The following is a 17,641-nucleotide window of genomic DNA, read 5'->3' as shown; positions in this document are numbered from 1 at the left end:
AATGAAGGAGTTTATATACCCTTTACCGATGAAATTCAGGTTTAGTTTTGCTTGGAAAAACTTATTGAAGGAATTTTTATAAAATTGTACTAAATAATAAGGATTTTATTTGGATTAACCATAAGAGAAGTCATGGGCTTTTGGGTAGCTATCACATTTTCCAACTGTCATTATAATCTTGACATACCTCAAAGATTTACAGTCTTTATAGCCATTTAAATGCGAATAAGCCAAATATTATAATCACAAGTTGATAAATGATTTATCTTCCCAAAAGCCCATAATTTCAATTATGGGTCTACGAAACACTCGATTACTTTTGTCTAGGTACTTTAGAAAATACAAAATTTACTGATGCTCTAGATCTTCTTTGCGTACAATATCTGACTGAGCACCTTGATTTGATTTCAAATCACGTTTTTCTTCTCTTTTGGTTTTACGTTCCTCTTTTCTTTCTTCAAAAAGTTCAGTAGTTGATTTTCCTTCCTTTTCAGCTAACGTTTCCTGTATATTTAATCCTTGTGCATTAGAATAAAAACTTAACAGTAAAAAGTGTAGTGTGATGATTATTAATTTCATAGGTAAAATTAAGTTTAAGATACTTCTGTCCGTTTAGTATAGGGATAAAGATAGTTTAATAACGTTTGTAAACTTAATTTTTTAAGAAATCTACAGAATTCAACTGCTGATTATAACATAGGTTATACATTTTCGAACCTAGGATACACCAAAATTTTAGATTTTATTTCCCCTTCATCATATTTGAGAGTCATTTGATAGACGCCTTTTCCCCATTTATTGAAATAAATTTTTGTGGCTCCTTTGTACTTTTGATCCATAAGAACCTCACCATTTTCACTGATGATTTCGACAAAATAAGTAGATGATTTTTTAGGAGTAGAAATAGTAACATGATCGTATACCAACGTAGGATACACCTTCCATTCCTTTTCTGGAGAAACAGTATTTTTAATAAAATTGAGAGCTTTGGTAAAGAGCATTGGATGACTTATGTTTATTTAATTCACTTGCAATAAGTGTTAAAACAAATAAAAATAAAAGTTTACTCACATTTATTTATTCTATTTATTAACAAAGTGATTATTTACTTCAAATAGTACAATAACACATAATGTAACTTTTTGTCACTTTGTTAATTTGTAAAATTTAATTCTATTAAATCCATATAAGCTATAGATTTTATTTTTTATCGCTTGTTTTTCAAAATTTTGAGGGACTATTATTATTCTGTGAAATTACCTCTTGATCACTTCCAAAGTTGTCCATTTTTCAAAAAAGAACTACTAGCAACCTATTCTTTTCTTACAACAACACCTTAGAAAGCAGGAATTTCCAAATTCATTTCACAATTAAATTTTCACAAACAAGTATGAAATGAGGGTATTACAATTTAAACTACTACTGGTATTAATACTATCCCATAGTATGGGAGTATCTGCTCAAAGCAAGGTTAATTTTAATGCAGATTGGTCTTTTATATTAGAAGACTCTGTGGAATTTACCTTAAGCAATTATGCCACTGATCACTGGAGAAAGTTGAACTTACCACATGATTGGACTATCGAAAATGATTTTTCTGAAGACTTAGAAGGGTGTACTGCTTTTTCAATTGGAGGAATAGGGTGGTACAGCAAACAATTTGAAACGCCAATTCAGAAAGGGCAGAAGTGTTTTATTGTTTTTGATGGAGTGTACAATAATGCTGAGTATTGGCTCAATGGAATGAAAATAGGAGATCATCCTTATGGATATGCTCCTATCTATTTTGATTTAACACCTTATCTACATCAAGACGGCTCATCAAACAGGTTGATGGTGAAAGTGGATCACAGCCGTTATGCTGATTCGCGTTGGTATACTGGTTCTGGGATTTATAGAAATGTGAATTTATTGATTACAGGAGAGGTGCTGATTCCTGTTTGGGGAACTTTTATAACTACGCCTTATGTGTCAGCGGAAAAAGCAACGGTTGATGTAAAAGTGAACCTCTTGAATTCAACTTCAGCTGAGGCTGAGAGAAAAATTCAATTATCAATTATCGATCAGCAAGGAAATGAAGTACATCAAACTGAAAAATCAATTACACTTGCTCAAAATGGAGAGAAGACGTATCAGCATACTTTTGAAATTCAAAACCCTAAGCTTTGGGGTATAGATCAGCCGCATTTATATAAAGCTGAAATTTTGCTTTATGAGAATGGGAAAGTGGTGCAAAGTGAGGAAACAGCATTTGGTATTCGAAAATTATACTTTGATAAGGATAAAGGATTTTTTCTTAATGATCAAAACTTAAAAATAAAAGGAGTTTGTCTGCATCATGATGCTGGATTAGTGGGTACAGCAGTACCGAAAGATGTGTGGAGACAAAAACTAACTTTACTAAAAGAGGGTGGATGTAATGCCATAAGAATGTCGCATAACCCTGCTTCAGATGAGTTTTTAGATCTCTGTGATGAGATGGGCTTTTTGGTGCAGAATGAGTTTTATGATGAATGGGATTTGCCGAAAGATAAACGCTATAATATGCATGATAAAGAAGTAGATTATATAACGAGAGGGCATTCAGAGCATTTTCAAAAATGGGCAGAAACAGATCTGAAAAATACTATTTTATCAAGCAGAAACCATCCTAGTATTTTTCAGTGGAGTATAGGGAATGAAATAGAATGGACTTATCCTGGTAATAGAGGTGCTACGGGTATTTTTAAAGAGACGAACAAGGATGATAAAATTGACTGGACGCTTTGGAGAACTGAAGTGCCACCGCATACTCCGGAAGAAGTGAGAGCGTTCTGGAAAGCATTTCCAAAACAAACGTATAATATTGGTGCTACAGCCAAGAAATTGGCCGATTGGACAAAAGAGTTAGACACAACAAGATACATTACCGCCAACTGTATTTTACCTACTTCAAGTTTTGAAACGGGTTATACTGATGTGTTAGACGTGGTTGGATTCAGCTACAAGCCACATAAGTACGATTATTTTAAAGCCACTTACCCTAATCAAATCATGATGGGAACAGAGAATGTGCCAAGATGGTATGAATGGAAGGCAGCTGCAGAACGTGAGTATATTGCTGGTATTTTTCTTTGGACGGGAATAGATTATTTGGGAGAAAAAAGAAAGCATGAATGGCCATTGAAAGCTACTCCACATGGTTTGTTGGATACAGCAGGTTTTCCAAGAGCCTCTTTTTATATGTTTAAAGCATTATGGAGAGATGATATTCCGGTGATCAGTATGTTTACGCAATCTGCTGATAAATCAATTTATAAAGTAGATAATCATGGTGTGGTGGTCGAGAAGAAAAAGGGATATTGGGAACTTGCACCAAGAGAATGGCAGGAAGTGAATCCGCATTGGAATTATCAGAATGGAGAAAAAACCATAGTGGAAGTTTATGCGAATTGTGAGGAAGTGGAGTTATTCCAGAATGGGAAATCACTTGGTGTTCAATATTTAAAGGACCAAGCGGATTACACCTACAAGTGGGCAGTTGATTTTAAAAAGGGTAAATTGATAGCAAAAGGAAAAAGAAATGGGGAGAAAATCTCTACTTCTTTAGAAACTGTAAGTGAAGCTGTGGGAATAAGAATTACAGCAGATCGTACAGACCTACTTTCTAATACAACCGATGTTGTTAAATTAGTGGCTCAATTGGTGGATAAAAAAGGAAAAGAGGTGAAATATTCAGAAGAAGAAGTTATTTTTGAAGTGGAAGGTCTTCACCGACTTTTGGGGACAGATGCCGGTGATACTCGAAAAATTGTAAATTATAAAAATCATTCCATTGAAACTGTAAATGGAAAGTGTCTGATGATGCTACAAGCCACTGATCAACCTAGTAAAGTAAAAGTGACAGCTTATTCGAAAAATAAGAAATTAACATCGAATGAAGTGACAATTAATATCAATCAAAAGAAGAAAATAGAACAGTAAATAAAGGTGATTCATTTTTGGAACTTGTTGTAAATGAGAGGAATGAACGCAAACCATCATTCCTTTTACCTAAAGTGACATCCAAAACAACAAACAAACATAAATTGTCTTATCAATATTTTTTAAGACAAAATTCACAGTCTATTTAGTAGTGCGACGAAATGAAAAGAGTTATTAAATGTATAGCGATAGCTGTATTGACATTGACAATGCTCAATACCTACGCAGACGACAAAAAATCAAAAAGACCTAATATTATCTTAATCTTAATGGATGACTTAGGCTATGCAGATGTGGGATTTATGCCTCAATCAGCAAAAGATGTGTATACCCCCAACATTGATAAGTTGGCAGATCAAGGAACCGTTTTCACTTCTGCTTATGTCACACATCCGTTTTGCGGTCCAAGTAGAACGGGGATCATGACTGGTAGGATGCCACATGTGTTTGGTGCACAGTTTAACCTAGCCGCTTTTTCAGGTTTTGGAGTAGCCAAAGGAGAAACATTTATTTCAGATGTGCTCCAAAATGCAGGTTATCACACAGGTGCAATCGGCAAATGGCACCTTGGAGCAACAGGAGACTATCACCCTTTAGAAAGAGGGTTTGATTACTTCTATGGTTTTTTAGGAGGTGGACACGAATACCACTCAAAAACGTGGTTGCCGGCTTCTACTTATACGCCAGAAAAATATTCGATGGGAGCGTATGGAATGGATTACAACCGTCCTATGATGAAAAATAAAATCTATGTTGAAACAGGGAAAGACAAGTATGTAACAGATGTTTTAACGGATGCGACATTAGAATTTATTGATGAATCAAAGGAAAAGCAACAACCGTTTTTCTTGTATTTAGCTTACAATGCTCCTCATACGCCAATTCAGGCAAAGAATGAAGACATCAAAGCAATTCAGCAAAAATTAGGTGGAAAAGCGGCAGAAGCTGGAAGCAAAAGACTCACTTACACGGCGATGATGTACAATGTGGATTACAATATTCAGCGTATAGTAGAGAAGTTAGAAGAGAATGGAGAATTAGAAAATACCATGATTGTATTTATGAGCGATAATGGAGGTAAGATGCCTGCAGGAGCTAATAATTATCCATTGAGAGGAAGAAAAGGTGATGCTTATGAAGGTGGTTTCAGAGTACCAATGTTTGTTTATTATCCTAATAGCAGTATGAAGAAAGGGGATGTCAATCCTTATAATTTCTCAGCATTAGATTTCTTCCCCACTTTTGCAAAATTAGCTGGAGCGAAAATTCCTAAAGATAAAATACTGGATGGAAAAGAAGTGTCTGAAAATATTTTCAATAACACTAATCCAAGAGAAGATGAAAGCATTTATGTGTTACGTCACTTTTTCGGGAAGAAACCAAAACAACCGAACGAAGCTGTAGATTTAAACAGAGTTGGGGTGGTAAGAAACAATTATAAATTGTACAGTGATGGAAATGGAAAATGGAAGCTATTTGATCTTTCAAAGGATATTAGTGAGCAAAAAGATATCGCTCCTCAACATCCAAATATTGTAAAGGAAATGAAAAACACAGTTAACAAGTGGACGTACACTTGGGAAGATAAAAGACCTGAGTTTTTTGATGCTCCTCACTATGATTTCGAAAATAAATGGAATAGTACCAACATGCCTAATTTCAAAAAGACATTTGGTAAAATTCATGAAAATAATCAATAGAAAACAGGTGGAGGAAGAAGCTTCAATAGATGCCTTTCTCCACTTTGACTAACACAAAAGAAATAAGAGTCTTTTTTTAATGAAGAATTAAGAAGGAAGAATGACATGGTTTGTATTGTTTTCAGTAATTTTTTAATACAGAGTAACTAAGAAAGTTGTAACGCAAAGCACTCTCAAATTACACCAAGTACCACCTTAACTCTTCATTCTTAACTCTTAACTCAAAAAAACTCATCAGCTAGCCCTCATTTTATCACAATCAATAATTTAATACAGAAATGAAAAGAGTTATTACACTAAGTCTTCTCTTATCGCTATGCCTCAATCTTAATGCACAAGTTAATCCTCTCTCAGATCCAGACAATGAAGGAGGGTGGATTTTAAATAAATGGGCAAGTGATGAGTTTAATGGAGAGGAATTGAACAAGGGGAAATGGTGGGTGTTGGGAGAAAACAACGATTATAGAGCCAAGTGGAAGGGCAGAGCTCCAGGACAGTTTGCAGGGCATAATGTCCGTGTGGAGAATGGAGAACTTATACTCACATCAAGGTGGGACCCGGATTATGATTACGCTTTAGAAACTAACAATGGCTGTTATTATGGAGGTACTACTGAAGGACCTGATGGCAGTAAGCCCATTACTCAAGCAAGCGTAATGAGTGAAACTTTTTTCAGATACGGATATATGGAAATCAGGTGTAAGGCGGCAGATGCACCAGTAACTTCTGCTTTCTGGACTACAGGTTATCATGGTGAAATTGATATGATTGAAAACTATGGCCGTCGTCCAATTGGTAATCCTGAAAATCAATCGGATGATTTGGAAAGACGTTACAGAACCAACCTGATCAGCTGGGACCCCGATAAAGATCCTGACCATAAAAACTGGAAAGTGGAAGATGATATGCAGGTGCGTATGGCGGAGGATTATTATGTTTTTGGTTTTGAATGGGATAAGGAATACATGAAAACTTATTTCAATGGCAAATTGCTTCGTTCTGTCACTAAGGAAGAATTAATGGCTAAAAACCAATGGAAATACGATTATCCACATGAGATTTGGTTGTCTTCAGAAGTGTTTTATTGGTACGGACTACCCAATAAAGAAGACTTAGCCGAACCCGCAGAATTTAAAGTGGATTATATCAGAGTTTGGCAGAAGGAAGAAGCACAATCCTTTTTCAATGCTAAGGGTTTTGAAGGACCTTTCCACTTTCAAGGCAGAAGTGTCCAATGGTGGAACGCACCTAGTCACCCATGGAGAATTAGAAATGAGAAAGCAGCGGAAGGAGAGTTCAGTTTGAAGTTTGAAAAAGAGGGTGATTTTGATGGGAATTATTCTATTTTCTCACCTTTTGGCTCATTGGATTTGCCTTCTGGGGACAATGAAGTGAGCTTCCAGATTTGGCTGGATGAACAAACTGAGATTGATTATATCAACCTCACCTTATTTAATCCAAGAAAAACCATCAAGGTCAACACTCAAAATATCCCTAAAGGAGAATGGGTAACAGTCTCTCAGACTTTCAACAGAACAGAAATTTCAAACCCCAGCTTTACAGAAGGGGATAGAATACAGTTAATGCTAAGAGGAAGAGATATAAAAAGTGCGAAAGCGTTGTTTTATATTGATGATATCCAATTCAAAAACGATAATGATGAGGGACCAAGGGAATATCCTTACCCTGATGATGTTTATACTGATATTGATGATAAAGACAAAGAAGAGCCTACGGGATTTATTCCTTCTGATAAAAGCATATTTAATGTTTATCCCAATCCCGCACAAAATCAGTTAAATATAGAGGGGTTGGGTAACGGAAAAGTTGAGGTTTTTTCATCACAAGGAGCTTTACTTCATCAATCAGAAAAAAAAACGGAGAGTCATAGTATTTCTTTAGAAAACCTAAAAAATGGTTTGTATTTCGTTTCAGTAAAAATGGATGATTTGATGTACAGGTATAAAGTGGTAAAACAATAACGCTTGAGGAGTATGAAATCATATCACAAACTATTGATAACGTTTCTATTCAATTTAATATCAGTTTTTACTTTTGCACAAATTGAAAAAAGGGCAGATGTAGGTTATCAAGGCCCGTCTTCTGAAGCTATCAATGCATTGCCTTTGGTGGCATCTCTTCAGCCGTCTGGTAATGTAGAGGAGGATATTCGCAATTTTCAAAAAGCGATTGATAAAGCTTCTAAGATAAAAGGAGGCAGAATTATTGTTGAAAAGGGAAATTATCAGCTCAAGGATATACAGTTGAAATCCAATGTACATATCCGTTGTAAAGAAGGCGTAGTTTTTATGCCTCGTTTAGATATTCAGCCTAAAGTCCAACTGATTTTTACAGTGGGTCGATTCGCCGATGAAAATATCAGTAATGTTACTTTTATTGGAGAGGGAGATGCATCTCAGCGTCCACGCTTTTATTATGACCGCTCGATTGCTGTGAAATGCAGAGCCTTTACCGTAGGAAAAGTAACAAACCTTTACCTTGAAAATTTTACGGTTTCTGACGATCAAACCGTCTTCTCAGCCATTTCTTTGAACATGAGGAAAAAGGGGACATCAAAAGCCGATCGACCGAAAAATGTGACGATTAAAAATGTATCAATTTATGACGCTTCTTATGGATATGGATTGGTACAGGGAAATACAGGGGAGAATATATGGTTGAAAAACTTGCAGTCCGTTGGTGGAGTGACGGCCCGAATTGAAACTCATACGGGTAGAGAACACAATGTAGGAGTAGATAATGTTGTAATTGAAGATGTGGTGTGTACGCAGGGTAAAGCAGCGGTTTCTCTTCAGCCTCATGTGGTAGACAACGGTATTGTAACAGTAAACGGCGCCAAAGCTATTCGATGTGAATGGGGTGTAATGATTAAGGATGGTTTTATTTCAAAAAAGCTTGATCCAGCAAAAAAATGGCACAATGGCTCTTTTGCAAAAGGCTCATCCGTTAAAAATGTGGAAATGATTCACGGAGATATGACGACTGTTTCAAGACAATCAAAAGTATATATACCAGACTCCTTATTAGAATTGTATCAAGATGATATTAATCCTGATAAAGAAACAGGGATAGGTTGTAAACAAGGACCGTCTATCGCTGCAATATTAAATTTAGCCAAAGAGGAAATAATCATTGATGCCTCAACGGTTTCCCACACAGGCAAGAGGGCAGGGGAAAGAGAATTAATTGTAACGGAGAAAGTAAAGCGATTACAATTAAAATAATGAAGATTGATATAGTTGTACTGCAACGATCAAAGGAGCATTTCTCTTCATTTATCCTTCTTAATTTATAAAAAATCATCCTACTTACATCAAAGTAAATAGGATGATTTTTTATTATAAAGTACAAATTCAAAAATAAATTAGAATTAACTATGATTTATTTTTGAATTTGTACTTAGACTAACTACTAAACAGTTGGTTCAAGATGAAAATCTACACTACCATCTGATAAGTTATAGTAAGCAGGTACGATTTTTACTGTACCACTAACTACAGCTTTAGCAATAATTGACGATCTTTCAACAAGTTGCTCAGCATTTAATTTAGCATTGATCTTTACAACTTGGTTAACATCAGCACCTTCTTCAGCCGCTTCTACTGCAGGAGTAATTTGACACAATAAGTGATTTAAGTTGTAGCCATTATCACCACCGTTTACCGCAGCAGTTACTGCACCACAGTTTTCATGACCCAATACTACAATCACTGTAGAACCTAAGTGTGCCACTGCATATTCAATAGAAGCAATACTATCTGTATTGGCAATATTTCCAGCTACACGAACTACAAAAAGTTCTCCCAGACCTTTATCAAAAGCCAATTCAGGAACAACTCTACTATCAGCACAGCTCAATACAATAATTTTGGGATCTTGACCATTTCTCAGTTCTTGTATTCTTTCTTGATCTCTTAGTTTCCCCTCCGCTTTTTCTTCAACAAATTTTTTGTTTCCCGCAATGAGGCTATCAATGATCTCCTGATGTGTCATAATCTTTAGTTAATTAAAAAGTTATATATAAAATCTGTTGAATATAAACGATTGGTAATTTTTATCAAAATTTGTCATACTAAGAAAAAAAAATCTATTCAAATCAACGGGATTTTTATAACACTTTTAATAAATGTGTTTAAGTACCTGTTCAAAATTATCTATAGTTTAAATGCATTTGAATTAAACTCAGGTTTCGTTAAAATTTTTCATCTTAGCTATGGCTAGGACTGTAAATTTTGCCTTACCTGAGATCAATTCATTCTACATTTATAAACTATATTTAATTATGATCAGCTACTTGCCTCTTTTAAATAATGTCAAAAGCAAGCTAAAGTTTTGTGAAATATGAATAGAACGTATACATTGAGCCATAATAATAACAAAGAAAACTATGAACAAACTTGATCCATTAAGAAAACAATTACTATGCTTACTAATTGTTGTCCTAGCCATTTTATTTGTAGAAATAGACTCCCCGTCCTTTGATAAGGCAAAAAGTGATTTTGAAATTCAAAATGGAAATCATCAATTGCTCTATTTTGATAGGGTATGGTAAATCAATTTTGAGCTTTTAGGGTAAACTTTTGAACATTTAGGTAAAAAATTAAAAGTAATGAGGGCGTATAAATAGATAAGTCTTAGCACTTCAACATTTAACTCGTCTTACTACTTTATAATGATGATTACAGATAGATACCATTTAGAAGTTCACCCTGATTTATTAGAATCGGTTTTAGATTATCTTAATGAAAAGAAAATCGAAGAGCATGCACTATTTTCCTTTGTAAAAGAAGAGAAAAAAGTTTTCAGGATGCTGAATGAAATATTATTGCATAAACAATCAGATACAAGTTTCTGGCTCAATGAAAAAAATATTAAGAACAGGGCTATTGAAATGTTAGATGTTTTATATGACTTTTCAAAAAGATTAGAACATCCCAATGATATTTTCCTTTATGAAAAATATTTTCAGAAAATGTTTCAATAATCCGATTTCTTACAACATCACTGGCATACTACAGTGGTGTTGTTTTCTTTAAAGCAAGGCTATTCTAAAAAGCTCAAATTGATGTTATATAGTTGGTTAGTGATAATACCGTGAAATTATTATTACCAAGTGAAAAACTTTTTTTTATGAATAATGGTTTATTATTATGAATTATTACATATGTAAAATTAATCCATAAAAAAGCCGTAAATTGAGAATAATATAAGCTCAGATCCTAAATACTTCACTATTTTCGTCAAAAATAAGTCCCATTAACACTAAATGAAATCATACATTACTACGTTATTTATGCTGCTCAGTATTATTAGTTACGGGCAAGAGTATAATCAAACAAAAGAAACCTTACAAGATCCTAAACTTGTTGACAATATTCTTGAATTAATAACACACAGAAACAGTAAATTTTCTTCTGTTTTTTATCCTACAGGAGGATTTAGTGAACAGGAAGGTTTGTCAATCGGTGTAATGCCTGTTGTTACTTTTAATGAAAAGGAGGCATCAATACAAAAACCTTCTAAGTACAATCGTCCCACTACATTAATTCCTTCTCTCTCACTTTCCACAAAAGGCCTTTTCAATCTCGATGCAAGTTTAATTATGTTTGGAAAAGGTAAGTTTAATATGTATTTCACTGGAGTATACCAATATGTACCCAATACCTATTTTGGAATTAACGAAGAAGTACCTGTAGATACAACCTCGTATTTCAATAGACGTTTTTCTACCTTCGGCGAAGTGAGTTATGAACTGACAGAAACCCTATTTTTGGGTCTTCACTATGATATTCAAAACAATACAATTGAAGAAGTAGAAAGTGTGCCTCATTTATATGAAACTTCTGAAGGGATAGCTGGCGGTTTTAATTTTGGTCTTGGGCCCATTTTAAAATTCGATACAAGAGATGATATTGTTTATCCTTCACAGGGTAGCTTATTGGTTACATCATTGACTACCTATCCCAAATTACTGGGAAATGATTATGTATTCTGGCACTTTTATACAGAGTTCAGTCATTTTGTGAAAATTAAAAACGAGAAAAATATCTTAGGTTTTTTTGGTGCTTTTCACATGAAAAACGGTCAAATTCCTTTTTACTACTTGAACACCTTAGGCGGATCGAAAAAGATGAGAAGTATTGCACAGCCCAATCGTTTTATCGATAAAAATTACTACATGGCACAAGTGGAATACAGAAGACATTTGTGGTGGAGAGTAGGGGTGGCGACATTTGCAAGTGTGGGAAATGTATATGGTTCTAATGGGACAAATGCTTTTGAAAACATGAAATATACAGTAGGGTTAGGATTGAGATTTCAGTTAGTTGAGAATATGAAATTGAATTTTAGAATAGATTATGGTATTGGTAATTATGACCAACAAGGCTTATGGCTTACTAGCAGAGAAGCCTTTTAAACCTTGTTGATCATATTGTTAAATTAGATTTGAAACAATACTGAAGTTTCAATAGTAGTATCCGTCTTTTGAGTAGCTTCTACTTTTGCTACACAATCAAACGGGAAATATTTTATCATTTCTTCCATAGAGGTAAAGTAATCGTTACCATATTTCTGTGTTCCTTTATAGAAAACTTGGTTCACCATAAGGTATTTGCCAGAAAAATGTTCTTTTAGTGTTTTGAAAAGTTGGTCAAGATCAGGAAGGATATACCAAATAATTTCACTTAATAAAATACAGTCGTAACTCTTATAATTTTCAATGCTGTTAGTGATGTCGCCCACTTTAAAATCAAGGTGAGGAAATAAAGCATTTGCTCTTTCAATAGCCGTTTCTGAGATGTCAATACTTTTTGGAACTATGCCTGTTTCTCTATATACCCATTCAGCATAATAGCCTAAACCGCATCCGCACTCCACAAGAGAGTTGATGCCAAAATTTCTCATATGTAAAATACCGGATAACCTAGAGTAGTTGTTGGGTTGAGTTGATTGAGTCCAGGGATCTTTACATTCGCGATACATTGTTTCGAAGTCTCCAATGAATTTTCCTTCTTTGATCACATAATCGTGATAGTTTTTTTCTGTTTCCATAATATTAAGTAGATAAAAATAATAAGTTTGTTTACGAGCAATAAATCGAACGGTTGACTAAAGTCTATTTCTTTAAGAAAAATTGATTAAAGAAGTGTTATTCATGTTTAAAGCATTCTAATATAAAAAGAAGGTCCCTAACTTCCTAAGAAATTGGAGACCTTCAGATTTTACCTAAATTATAATCTATATTTTCCCGCCGCTATTCGGGATGATCAGATTCACTTTTGATTAGAAGTATAAGTTAAGACCTACTAACAAACCAGTTGCGTTACCGTTAGCCATACCAACGAAATCGTTTGTCATGTTTTGGTTGAAGTAAGAAGCTTTCATTAAGATACCTTTAGTCATCTCATAACCTAAACCTACTTCGATCTTATCACCTTCATATTTTTTGTCAGCATCTTCAGCTGCTAATTCGAAATCAGAACCTACAGCATTGTAACGACCTGCAACGTATACTTTTGGAGTGATTTGGTAAGATAAATCTAAAGTTAATTGATTTACAGTACCTTCTTTCCATCCACTTAAGCTGTGCTCACCTGTCAACATTTGGTATGAAGCTCTAGCTTGTAAACCTTTGAAGTTAAAAGTACCATCAACTGAAATGTTTGACTCACCTCTTTGTTGAAGACCCATATCGCCACCGAAGTCACCTTGGTTGAAGATTTGTCCTAGTTCAGAACCAGCTCTGTTGTTTTTGAACTGCTGAGATGAAGTACCGTCTTCTAAAGAAGTAACATATGCTGCTTGGATAGCTAATTTAGTATCTTCGTTGAATTTGAATACTTTGTTACCTGCTAACGATAATCTTGGAAGTCTACCTTTATCTTGTCCTTGTTGAACTGTTTTTACACCAAACTTAGATGCGAAGTCATGAAAACCGAACATTAAGAATGACTCTTTGTCATTTGCGAAGAAATAAGCTTCACCAAATAATGAAGTACCGAAATCATCAATCAATGTATTAGAGATGAATGGGTTGTTTTTCGCATTTGCGTTTGTAGTTCTGTAGTATTGGTTTGTAGAGAATAAAGAGTTACCAATACCTGCTTTGATAACTAAGTGGTTGTTTAAGAAATCAGTTGCACCATCGCCTAATCCTAAAACATTGAATTTTTGTACTTCTAAGTAACCAAAACCAAAGTAAGTGTCAGTGTGGTGGTGAGAAGCTAACCAAACTGAAGTATGTAAGTTCACACCTTCTGCAATTCTTACTTTTAAATCTAAATCACCTGCAGGAAGACGGAACCAATCTGTTACTTGAGCATCATAAGGATTACCATCATTGTCAATTGCAGTTACACCTGTTTGATTAAGACCTTGGTAAACCAAGTTTAAACCACCACCGATTTGTACTCTATGTGCAGTAGTGTCAAATTCAGTAACTTTAACTGGAGCTTGTGCGAATGTCACTATAGATAGTGAAAAAAGTAAAATTGATAATAAAGTTTTTTTCATTTTGTTAGGAGTTTATATATAACTATTTAAAGTTAAAATAGGTTTTTAAAAATTGATTTGTCTGTTAAAAAATGTCTTAGCGACAGGACAAATGTTGATGATGTGTGAAAAAAAACCAAACAGATTTACAGACGTTAACTTAAAAAAGTTACTGAAAATTAACATAATATAAATAAATGATGACGGTCATTAAAATAAAAAGATAGAAATTAATGTTTGTACGATGTTATAAATTTTTATGTTTAACGTAAAACAAGTTAAAAATATTAGAAGGTGTTAATTGTAATATTTAAGGATTCAAGTCACATGTGAATAGATGTAAATAAATGATCTAATTTTATATTTCCATGAGTGTTTATTTAATATTATTACTCATGTGTCTGAATTGTTTTTTTACACCTTAGACCTATTTTGTTTTTAAATTCATCAAGAATAAACTACTGATTTTACTTTTTCGAAAACAAAATAAATCTCTTAACTGTTCCTTTTTTGTTATCTTGTTTTAGCTTTCTTTCATAAGCCTATTTTTGAATAGGTAAATTAAGAGCTATTTCATCTCCAACTTTAAATATTAGAATGGCTATGAGTGGTTATAGATTTACACAATATATCCCGCCCGAAAATAAACAGAACAATACATTTGAAGACCTCTTGAAGGTTTTTCTAGAATTAATTAACATCACTTCAGGCGATGTAACCGAAACCCTTTCATGGATGAATGACCTTGATAAGCAGTACAAGCTTACCAAAGATGGCTATGGCATGGGTGACTTTTATGAAGACCTGAAAAAGAATGGTTATATAAAAGAAGATCCAATTACAAACGGAGAGGTAAGCATCACTCCTAAAAGTGAGCAGAGTATCCGTCAGCAAGCGTTGGATGAGATCTTTGGTAAACTTAAAAAAGGAGGAGCTGGTGACCATAAAACACCTTACGCTGGAAATAAAGGGGATGAATTTACCCCTGATAAAAGAGCCTTTGAATTTGGTGATGCTTTAAGTCAAATCTCCATGACCGATTCTATCCGAAATGCGCAGGTCAATCATGGTATTGATGATTTTACAATCAATGAAGATGATCTGGAAGTGACAGAAAAAGAGTATAGGACACAAACTTCCACGGTCTTGATGATTGATATTTCCCATTCTATGATTTTGTATGGTGAAGATAGAATCACTCCTGCGAAGAAAGTAGCGATGGCTTTGGCAGAAATGATCAAAAGGAAATATAAAAAAGATACATTAGATATTATTGTTTTTGGTAATGATGCTTGGCAGATCAATATTAAAGATTTGCCATACCTTCAGGTGGGACCTTTTCATACGAACACAGTGGCAGGCTTGGAACTGGCTATGGATCTTTTAAGAAGAAAAAAGACGACCAATAAGCAAATCTTCATGATTACTGACGGTAAGCCTTCCTGTATAAAAGAAGGAGCGAAATACTATAAAAACAGTTTTGGTCTTGACCGAAAAATTGTCAATAAAACATTGAATCTAGCATCTCAAGCAAGACGATTAAAAATTCCGATTACAACATTTATGATCGCTTCAGACCCTTACCTGCAACAGTTTGTACAGGAATTTACACAAGCCAATAACGGAAATGCCTACTACAGTGGGTTAAAAGGTTTGGGAGATATGATATTCAGTGATTACAACAGAAATAAGAAAAAAAGATAAATACATGAAAAATTACACTCAACTTACTACAGAAGAGAAAAAGCAGATCCGAACGCTTGGCGAATTGAAAGTGGCGGGCTATCAGTCTAAATCTATCAAACAGGAATTAAGAGATAACTTAATAGAGAAATTAAAAAGCGGTGAAAGTCCTTTTCCTGAAATCTGGGGATATGAGGAAACCGTAATTCCTGAATTGGAAAGAGGTATTCTTTCAATGCATAATATAAACCTGCTGGGTTTGAGAGGGCAAGCGAAAACAAGAATTGCAAGACTTTTAGTCAATCTTTTAGATGATGTGATTCCAGTGGTGGAAGGGTCGGACCTTAATGATGATCCTTTGCAACCATTGTCTTATAAGGCAAAAGAACTTATTAGTGAAAAGGGGGATGACACTGTAATTTCCTGGTGGGAGAGAGAAGACCGCTACACGGAAAAGTTAGCTACTCCTGACGTAAGTGTGGCCGATCTTATTGGAGATATTGACCCAATTAAGGCTGCAGCAAATAAATTAAGTTATTCTGATGAAAGGGTGATTCATTATGGACTGATTCCAAGGTCACACAGAGGGCTTTTTGTCATCAACGAACTTCCAGATTTGCAACCAAGAATTCAGGTTTCTCTTTTTAATATCTTACAAGAAGGGGATATCCAGATCAGAGGCTTCAAATTACGGTTGCCTTTAGATATACAGTTCGTTTTTACAGCTAACCCAGAAGATTATACCAACAGAGGTAGTATTGTGACGCCTTTGAAAGACAGAATTGAAACGCAGATTATCACGCATTATCCGAAGGATTTACAAATTGCGAAAAAAATCACTGAACAGGAGGCGAACATCAAACCCGCTCAGAAAGATACTATTGCTGTTAATGAAGTCGTTAGAAATCTTATCGAGCAAATTGCTTTTGAAGCGAGATCCAATGAGTTTGTAGATGAAAAGAGCGGTGTTTCGGCACGTTTGACTATTTCAGCTATGGAAAACCTATATTCAGCAGCTGAAAGGAGAATATTGATCAATAATGAGGCTTCAACTTATGTAAGAGTGGCTGACTTGATTGGTACTATTCCAGCCATCACAGGAAAAATTGAATTGGTGTATGAGGGCGAGCAAGAGGGGGCAGGAGAAGTGGCCCAAAGCTTAATCAGCAAGGCCATAAGAAAGCAGTATATTAATTACTTCCCTTCTCCAGAACAAGCCAAAAAACAAGGTGATAATATTTATCAGCCGATTGTGGAATGGTTTGGTGACGGATATAAGGTAGACCTGATTCATGCAGCAAGCGATGAGAAATTCAGAAAAGTATTGGATTCGGTTCCTAATCTGCGAAAAATTGTGGAGAAGAAATATCCTAATGAAACATTGGAGGAAATTTATTTCAGAATGGAATTTATACTTCATGGTCTTGCTGAGTTTAGTCAGTTGAGCAAGCATAACCTTACGTCGAGTATGAGTTTTTCTGACCTTTTGACCGGAATGATGAACTTCTCTGATGATGAAGATTTATAATTTTGGACAAATAGGTATAATAAAAGACCTTTTAGGGTAAATCAAGCCGTAGATAATGCCGTTTGATTATAATGAGTATAAAAAAATAGTAGTTGTATAAATTGACAACTATGATAATCATATCAATTTAGTTGTGAAACAGTGACGGGTTTTTAATCCATCACTGTTTTTTTTAAGTACTAAGTTTCGATAATAAAAGAAGCACTTATATTCTTTTCCGAATTTCGATAGAGAAACTGATTTGTTCTTGAAA

General features: G+C 34.6%; 13 protein-coding genes. 8 read left to right on the top strand and 5 right to left on the bottom strand.

The annotated features are described in order from the left end of the window. Positions 1 to 348 precede the first annotated feature (348 nt). Together HHU12_RS29920 and HHU12_RS29915 are read right to left on the bottom strand one after the other, a co-directional pair. Entirely contained in the window at positions 349 to 579 is a 231-nt protein-coding gene (locus tag HHU12_RS29920; RefSeq protein WP_169660410.1) for a hypothetical protein, read from the bottom strand. 122 nt (positions 580 to 701) lie between these two features. Continuing rightward, entirely contained in the window at positions 702 to 1,001 is a 300-nt protein-coding gene (locus tag HHU12_RS29915; protein WP_169660409.1) for a T9SS type A sorting domain-containing protein, read from the bottom strand. Positions 1,002 to 1,395: 394 nt separating this feature from the next. Here HHU12_RS29915 and HHU12_RS29910 point away from each other — a divergent pair, with 394 nt between their 5' ends. From HHU12_RS29910 to HHU12_RS29895, 4 genes are all read left to right on the top strand, one after another. After that, positions 1,396 to 3,963 (top strand): glycoside hydrolase family 2 TIM barrel-domain containing protein, encoded by a 2,568-nt coding sequence (locus HHU12_RS29910; protein ID WP_169660408.1) that lies wholly within the window; start codon positions 1,396 to 1,398, stop codon positions 3,961 to 3,963. A gap of 161 nt (positions 3,964 to 4,124) precedes the next feature. Continuing rightward, positions 4,125 to 5,663: a sulfatase-like hydrolase/transferase gene (locus tag HHU12_RS29905; protein ID WP_169660407.1), complete on the top strand. Its 1,539-nt coding sequence runs from the start codon at positions 4,125 to 4,127 to the stop codon at positions 5,661 to 5,663. 278 nt (positions 5,664 to 5,941) lie between these two features. Beyond that, on the top strand, positions 5,942 to 7,645 hold the full coding sequence (locus HHU12_RS29900; protein ID WP_169660406.1) for a T9SS type A sorting domain-containing protein: 1,704 nt from the start codon (positions 5,942 to 5,944) through the stop codon (positions 7,643 to 7,645). 12 nt (positions 7,646 to 7,657) lie between these two features. Then, positions 7,658 to 8,908, top strand: a complete 1,251-nt coding sequence (locus HHU12_RS29895) for a glycoside hydrolase family protein (RefSeq protein WP_169660405.1) — start codon at positions 7,658 to 7,660, stop codon at positions 8,906 to 8,908. 187 nt (positions 8,909 to 9,095) lie between these two features. Here the strand turns inward: HHU12_RS29895 and HHU12_RS29890 are convergent, their stop codons facing one another. Next, positions 9,096 to 9,677 carry a carbonic anhydrase gene (locus HHU12_RS29890; RefSeq protein WP_169660404.1) on the bottom strand — a complete coding sequence of 194 codons (582 nt, stop codon included), beginning with the start codon at positions 9,675 to 9,677 and terminating at the stop codon, positions 9,096 to 9,098. Between the two features lie 679 nt (positions 9,678 to 10,356). Between HHU12_RS29890 and HHU12_RS29885 the strand changes: the two genes are divergently transcribed. Beyond that, positions 10,357 to 10,668, top strand: coding sequence for a hypothetical protein (locus HHU12_RS29885; RefSeq protein ID WP_169660403.1), 312 nt, complete (start codon positions 10,357 to 10,359; stop codon positions 10,666 to 10,668). 282 nt (positions 10,669 to 10,950) lie between these two features. Then, complete coding sequence (locus tag HHU12_RS29880) at positions 10,951 to 12,102, top strand: BamA/TamA family outer membrane protein (protein ID WP_169660402.1); 1,152 nt, start codon at positions 10,951 to 10,953, stop codon at positions 12,100 to 12,102. A 23-nt stretch (positions 12,103 to 12,125) separates the two neighbouring features. Here HHU12_RS29880 and HHU12_RS29875 read toward each other — a convergent pair whose 3' ends face one another. Then, entirely contained in the window at positions 12,126 to 12,737 is a 612-nt protein-coding gene (locus HHU12_RS29875) for a class I SAM-dependent methyltransferase (protein WP_169660401.1), read from the bottom strand. Positions 12,738 to 12,968: 231 nt separating this feature from the next. Continuing rightward, positions 12,969 to 14,198 (bottom strand): hypothetical protein, encoded by a 1,230-nt coding sequence (locus tag HHU12_RS29870; RefSeq protein ID WP_169660400.1) that lies wholly within the window; start codon positions 14,196 to 14,198, stop codon positions 12,969 to 12,971. Between the two features lie 582 nt (positions 14,199 to 14,780). Here HHU12_RS29870 and HHU12_RS29865 point away from each other — a divergent pair. Together HHU12_RS29865 and HHU12_RS29860 are read left to right on the top strand one after the other, a co-directional pair. Continuing rightward, the gene (locus tag HHU12_RS29865) at positions 14,781 to 15,881 is read left to right on the top strand and encodes a vWA domain-containing protein (protein ID WP_169660399.1); all 1,101 of its coding nucleotides are present in this window, start codon (positions 14,781 to 14,783) and stop codon (positions 15,879 to 15,881) included. A gap of 4 nt (positions 15,882 to 15,885) precedes the next feature. Beyond that, positions 15,886 to 17,388 (top strand): sigma 54-interacting transcriptional regulator, encoded by a 1,503-nt coding sequence (locus HHU12_RS29860; protein WP_169660398.1) that lies wholly within the window; start codon positions 15,886 to 15,888, stop codon positions 17,386 to 17,388. The last annotated feature ends 253 nt before the right edge of the window (positions 17,389 to 17,641 follow it).

Source organism: Flammeovirga aprica JL-4 (assembly GCF_012844305.1).
Taxonomy (GTDB): Bacteria; Bacteroidota; Bacteroidia; order Cytophagales; family Flammeovirgaceae; genus Flammeovirga; species Flammeovirga aprica.
This window is presented reverse-complemented; position numbering and strand designations above follow the sequence as displayed.

What these genes read in the sequence shown, in the direction of transcription:
- HHU12_RS29920 (WP_169660410.1), bottom strand. Translation starts at nt 579, where the DNA reads ATGAAATTAATAATCATCACACTACACTTTTTACTGTTAAGTTTTTAT.
- HHU12_RS29915 (WP_169660409.1), bottom strand. Translation starts at nt 1,001, where the DNA reads ATGCTCTTTACCAAAGCTCTCAATTTTATTAAAAATACTGTTTCTCCA.
- HHU12_RS29910 (WP_169660408.1), top strand. Translation starts at nt 1,396, where the DNA reads ATGAGGGTATTACAATTTAAACTACTACTGGTATTAATACTATCCCAT.
- HHU12_RS29905 (WP_169660407.1), top strand. Translation starts at nt 4,125, where the DNA reads ATGAAAAGAGTTATTAAATGTATAGCGATAGCTGTATTGACATTGACA.
- HHU12_RS29900 (WP_169660406.1), top strand. Translation starts at nt 5,942, where the DNA reads ATGAAAAGAGTTATTACACTAAGTCTTCTCTTATCGCTATGCCTCAAT.
- HHU12_RS29895 (WP_169660405.1), top strand. Translation starts at nt 7,658, where the DNA reads ATGAAATCATATCACAAACTATTGATAACGTTTCTATTCAATTTAATA.
- HHU12_RS29890 (WP_169660404.1), bottom strand. Translation starts at nt 9,677, where the DNA reads ATGACACATCAGGAGATCATTGATAGCCTCATTGCGGGAAACAAAAAA.
- HHU12_RS29885 (WP_169660403.1), top strand. Translation starts at nt 10,357, where the DNA reads ATGATGATTACAGATAGATACCATTTAGAAGTTCACCCTGATTTATTA.
- HHU12_RS29880 (WP_169660402.1), top strand. Translation starts at nt 10,951, where the DNA reads ATGAAATCATACATTACTACGTTATTTATGCTGCTCAGTATTATTAGT.
- HHU12_RS29875 (WP_169660401.1), bottom strand. Translation starts at nt 12,737, where the DNA reads ATGGAAACAGAAAAAAACTATCACGATTATGTGATCAAAGAAGGAAAA.
- HHU12_RS29870 (WP_169660400.1), bottom strand. Translation starts at nt 14,198, where the DNA reads ATGAAAAAAACTTTATTATCAATTTTACTTTTTTCACTATCTATAGTG.
- HHU12_RS29865 (WP_169660399.1), top strand. Translation starts at nt 14,781, where the DNA reads ATGAGTGGTTATAGATTTACACAATATATCCCGCCCGAAAATAAACAG.
- HHU12_RS29860 (WP_169660398.1), top strand. Translation starts at nt 15,886, where the DNA reads ATGAAAAATTACACTCAACTTACTACAGAAGAGAAAAAGCAGATCCGA.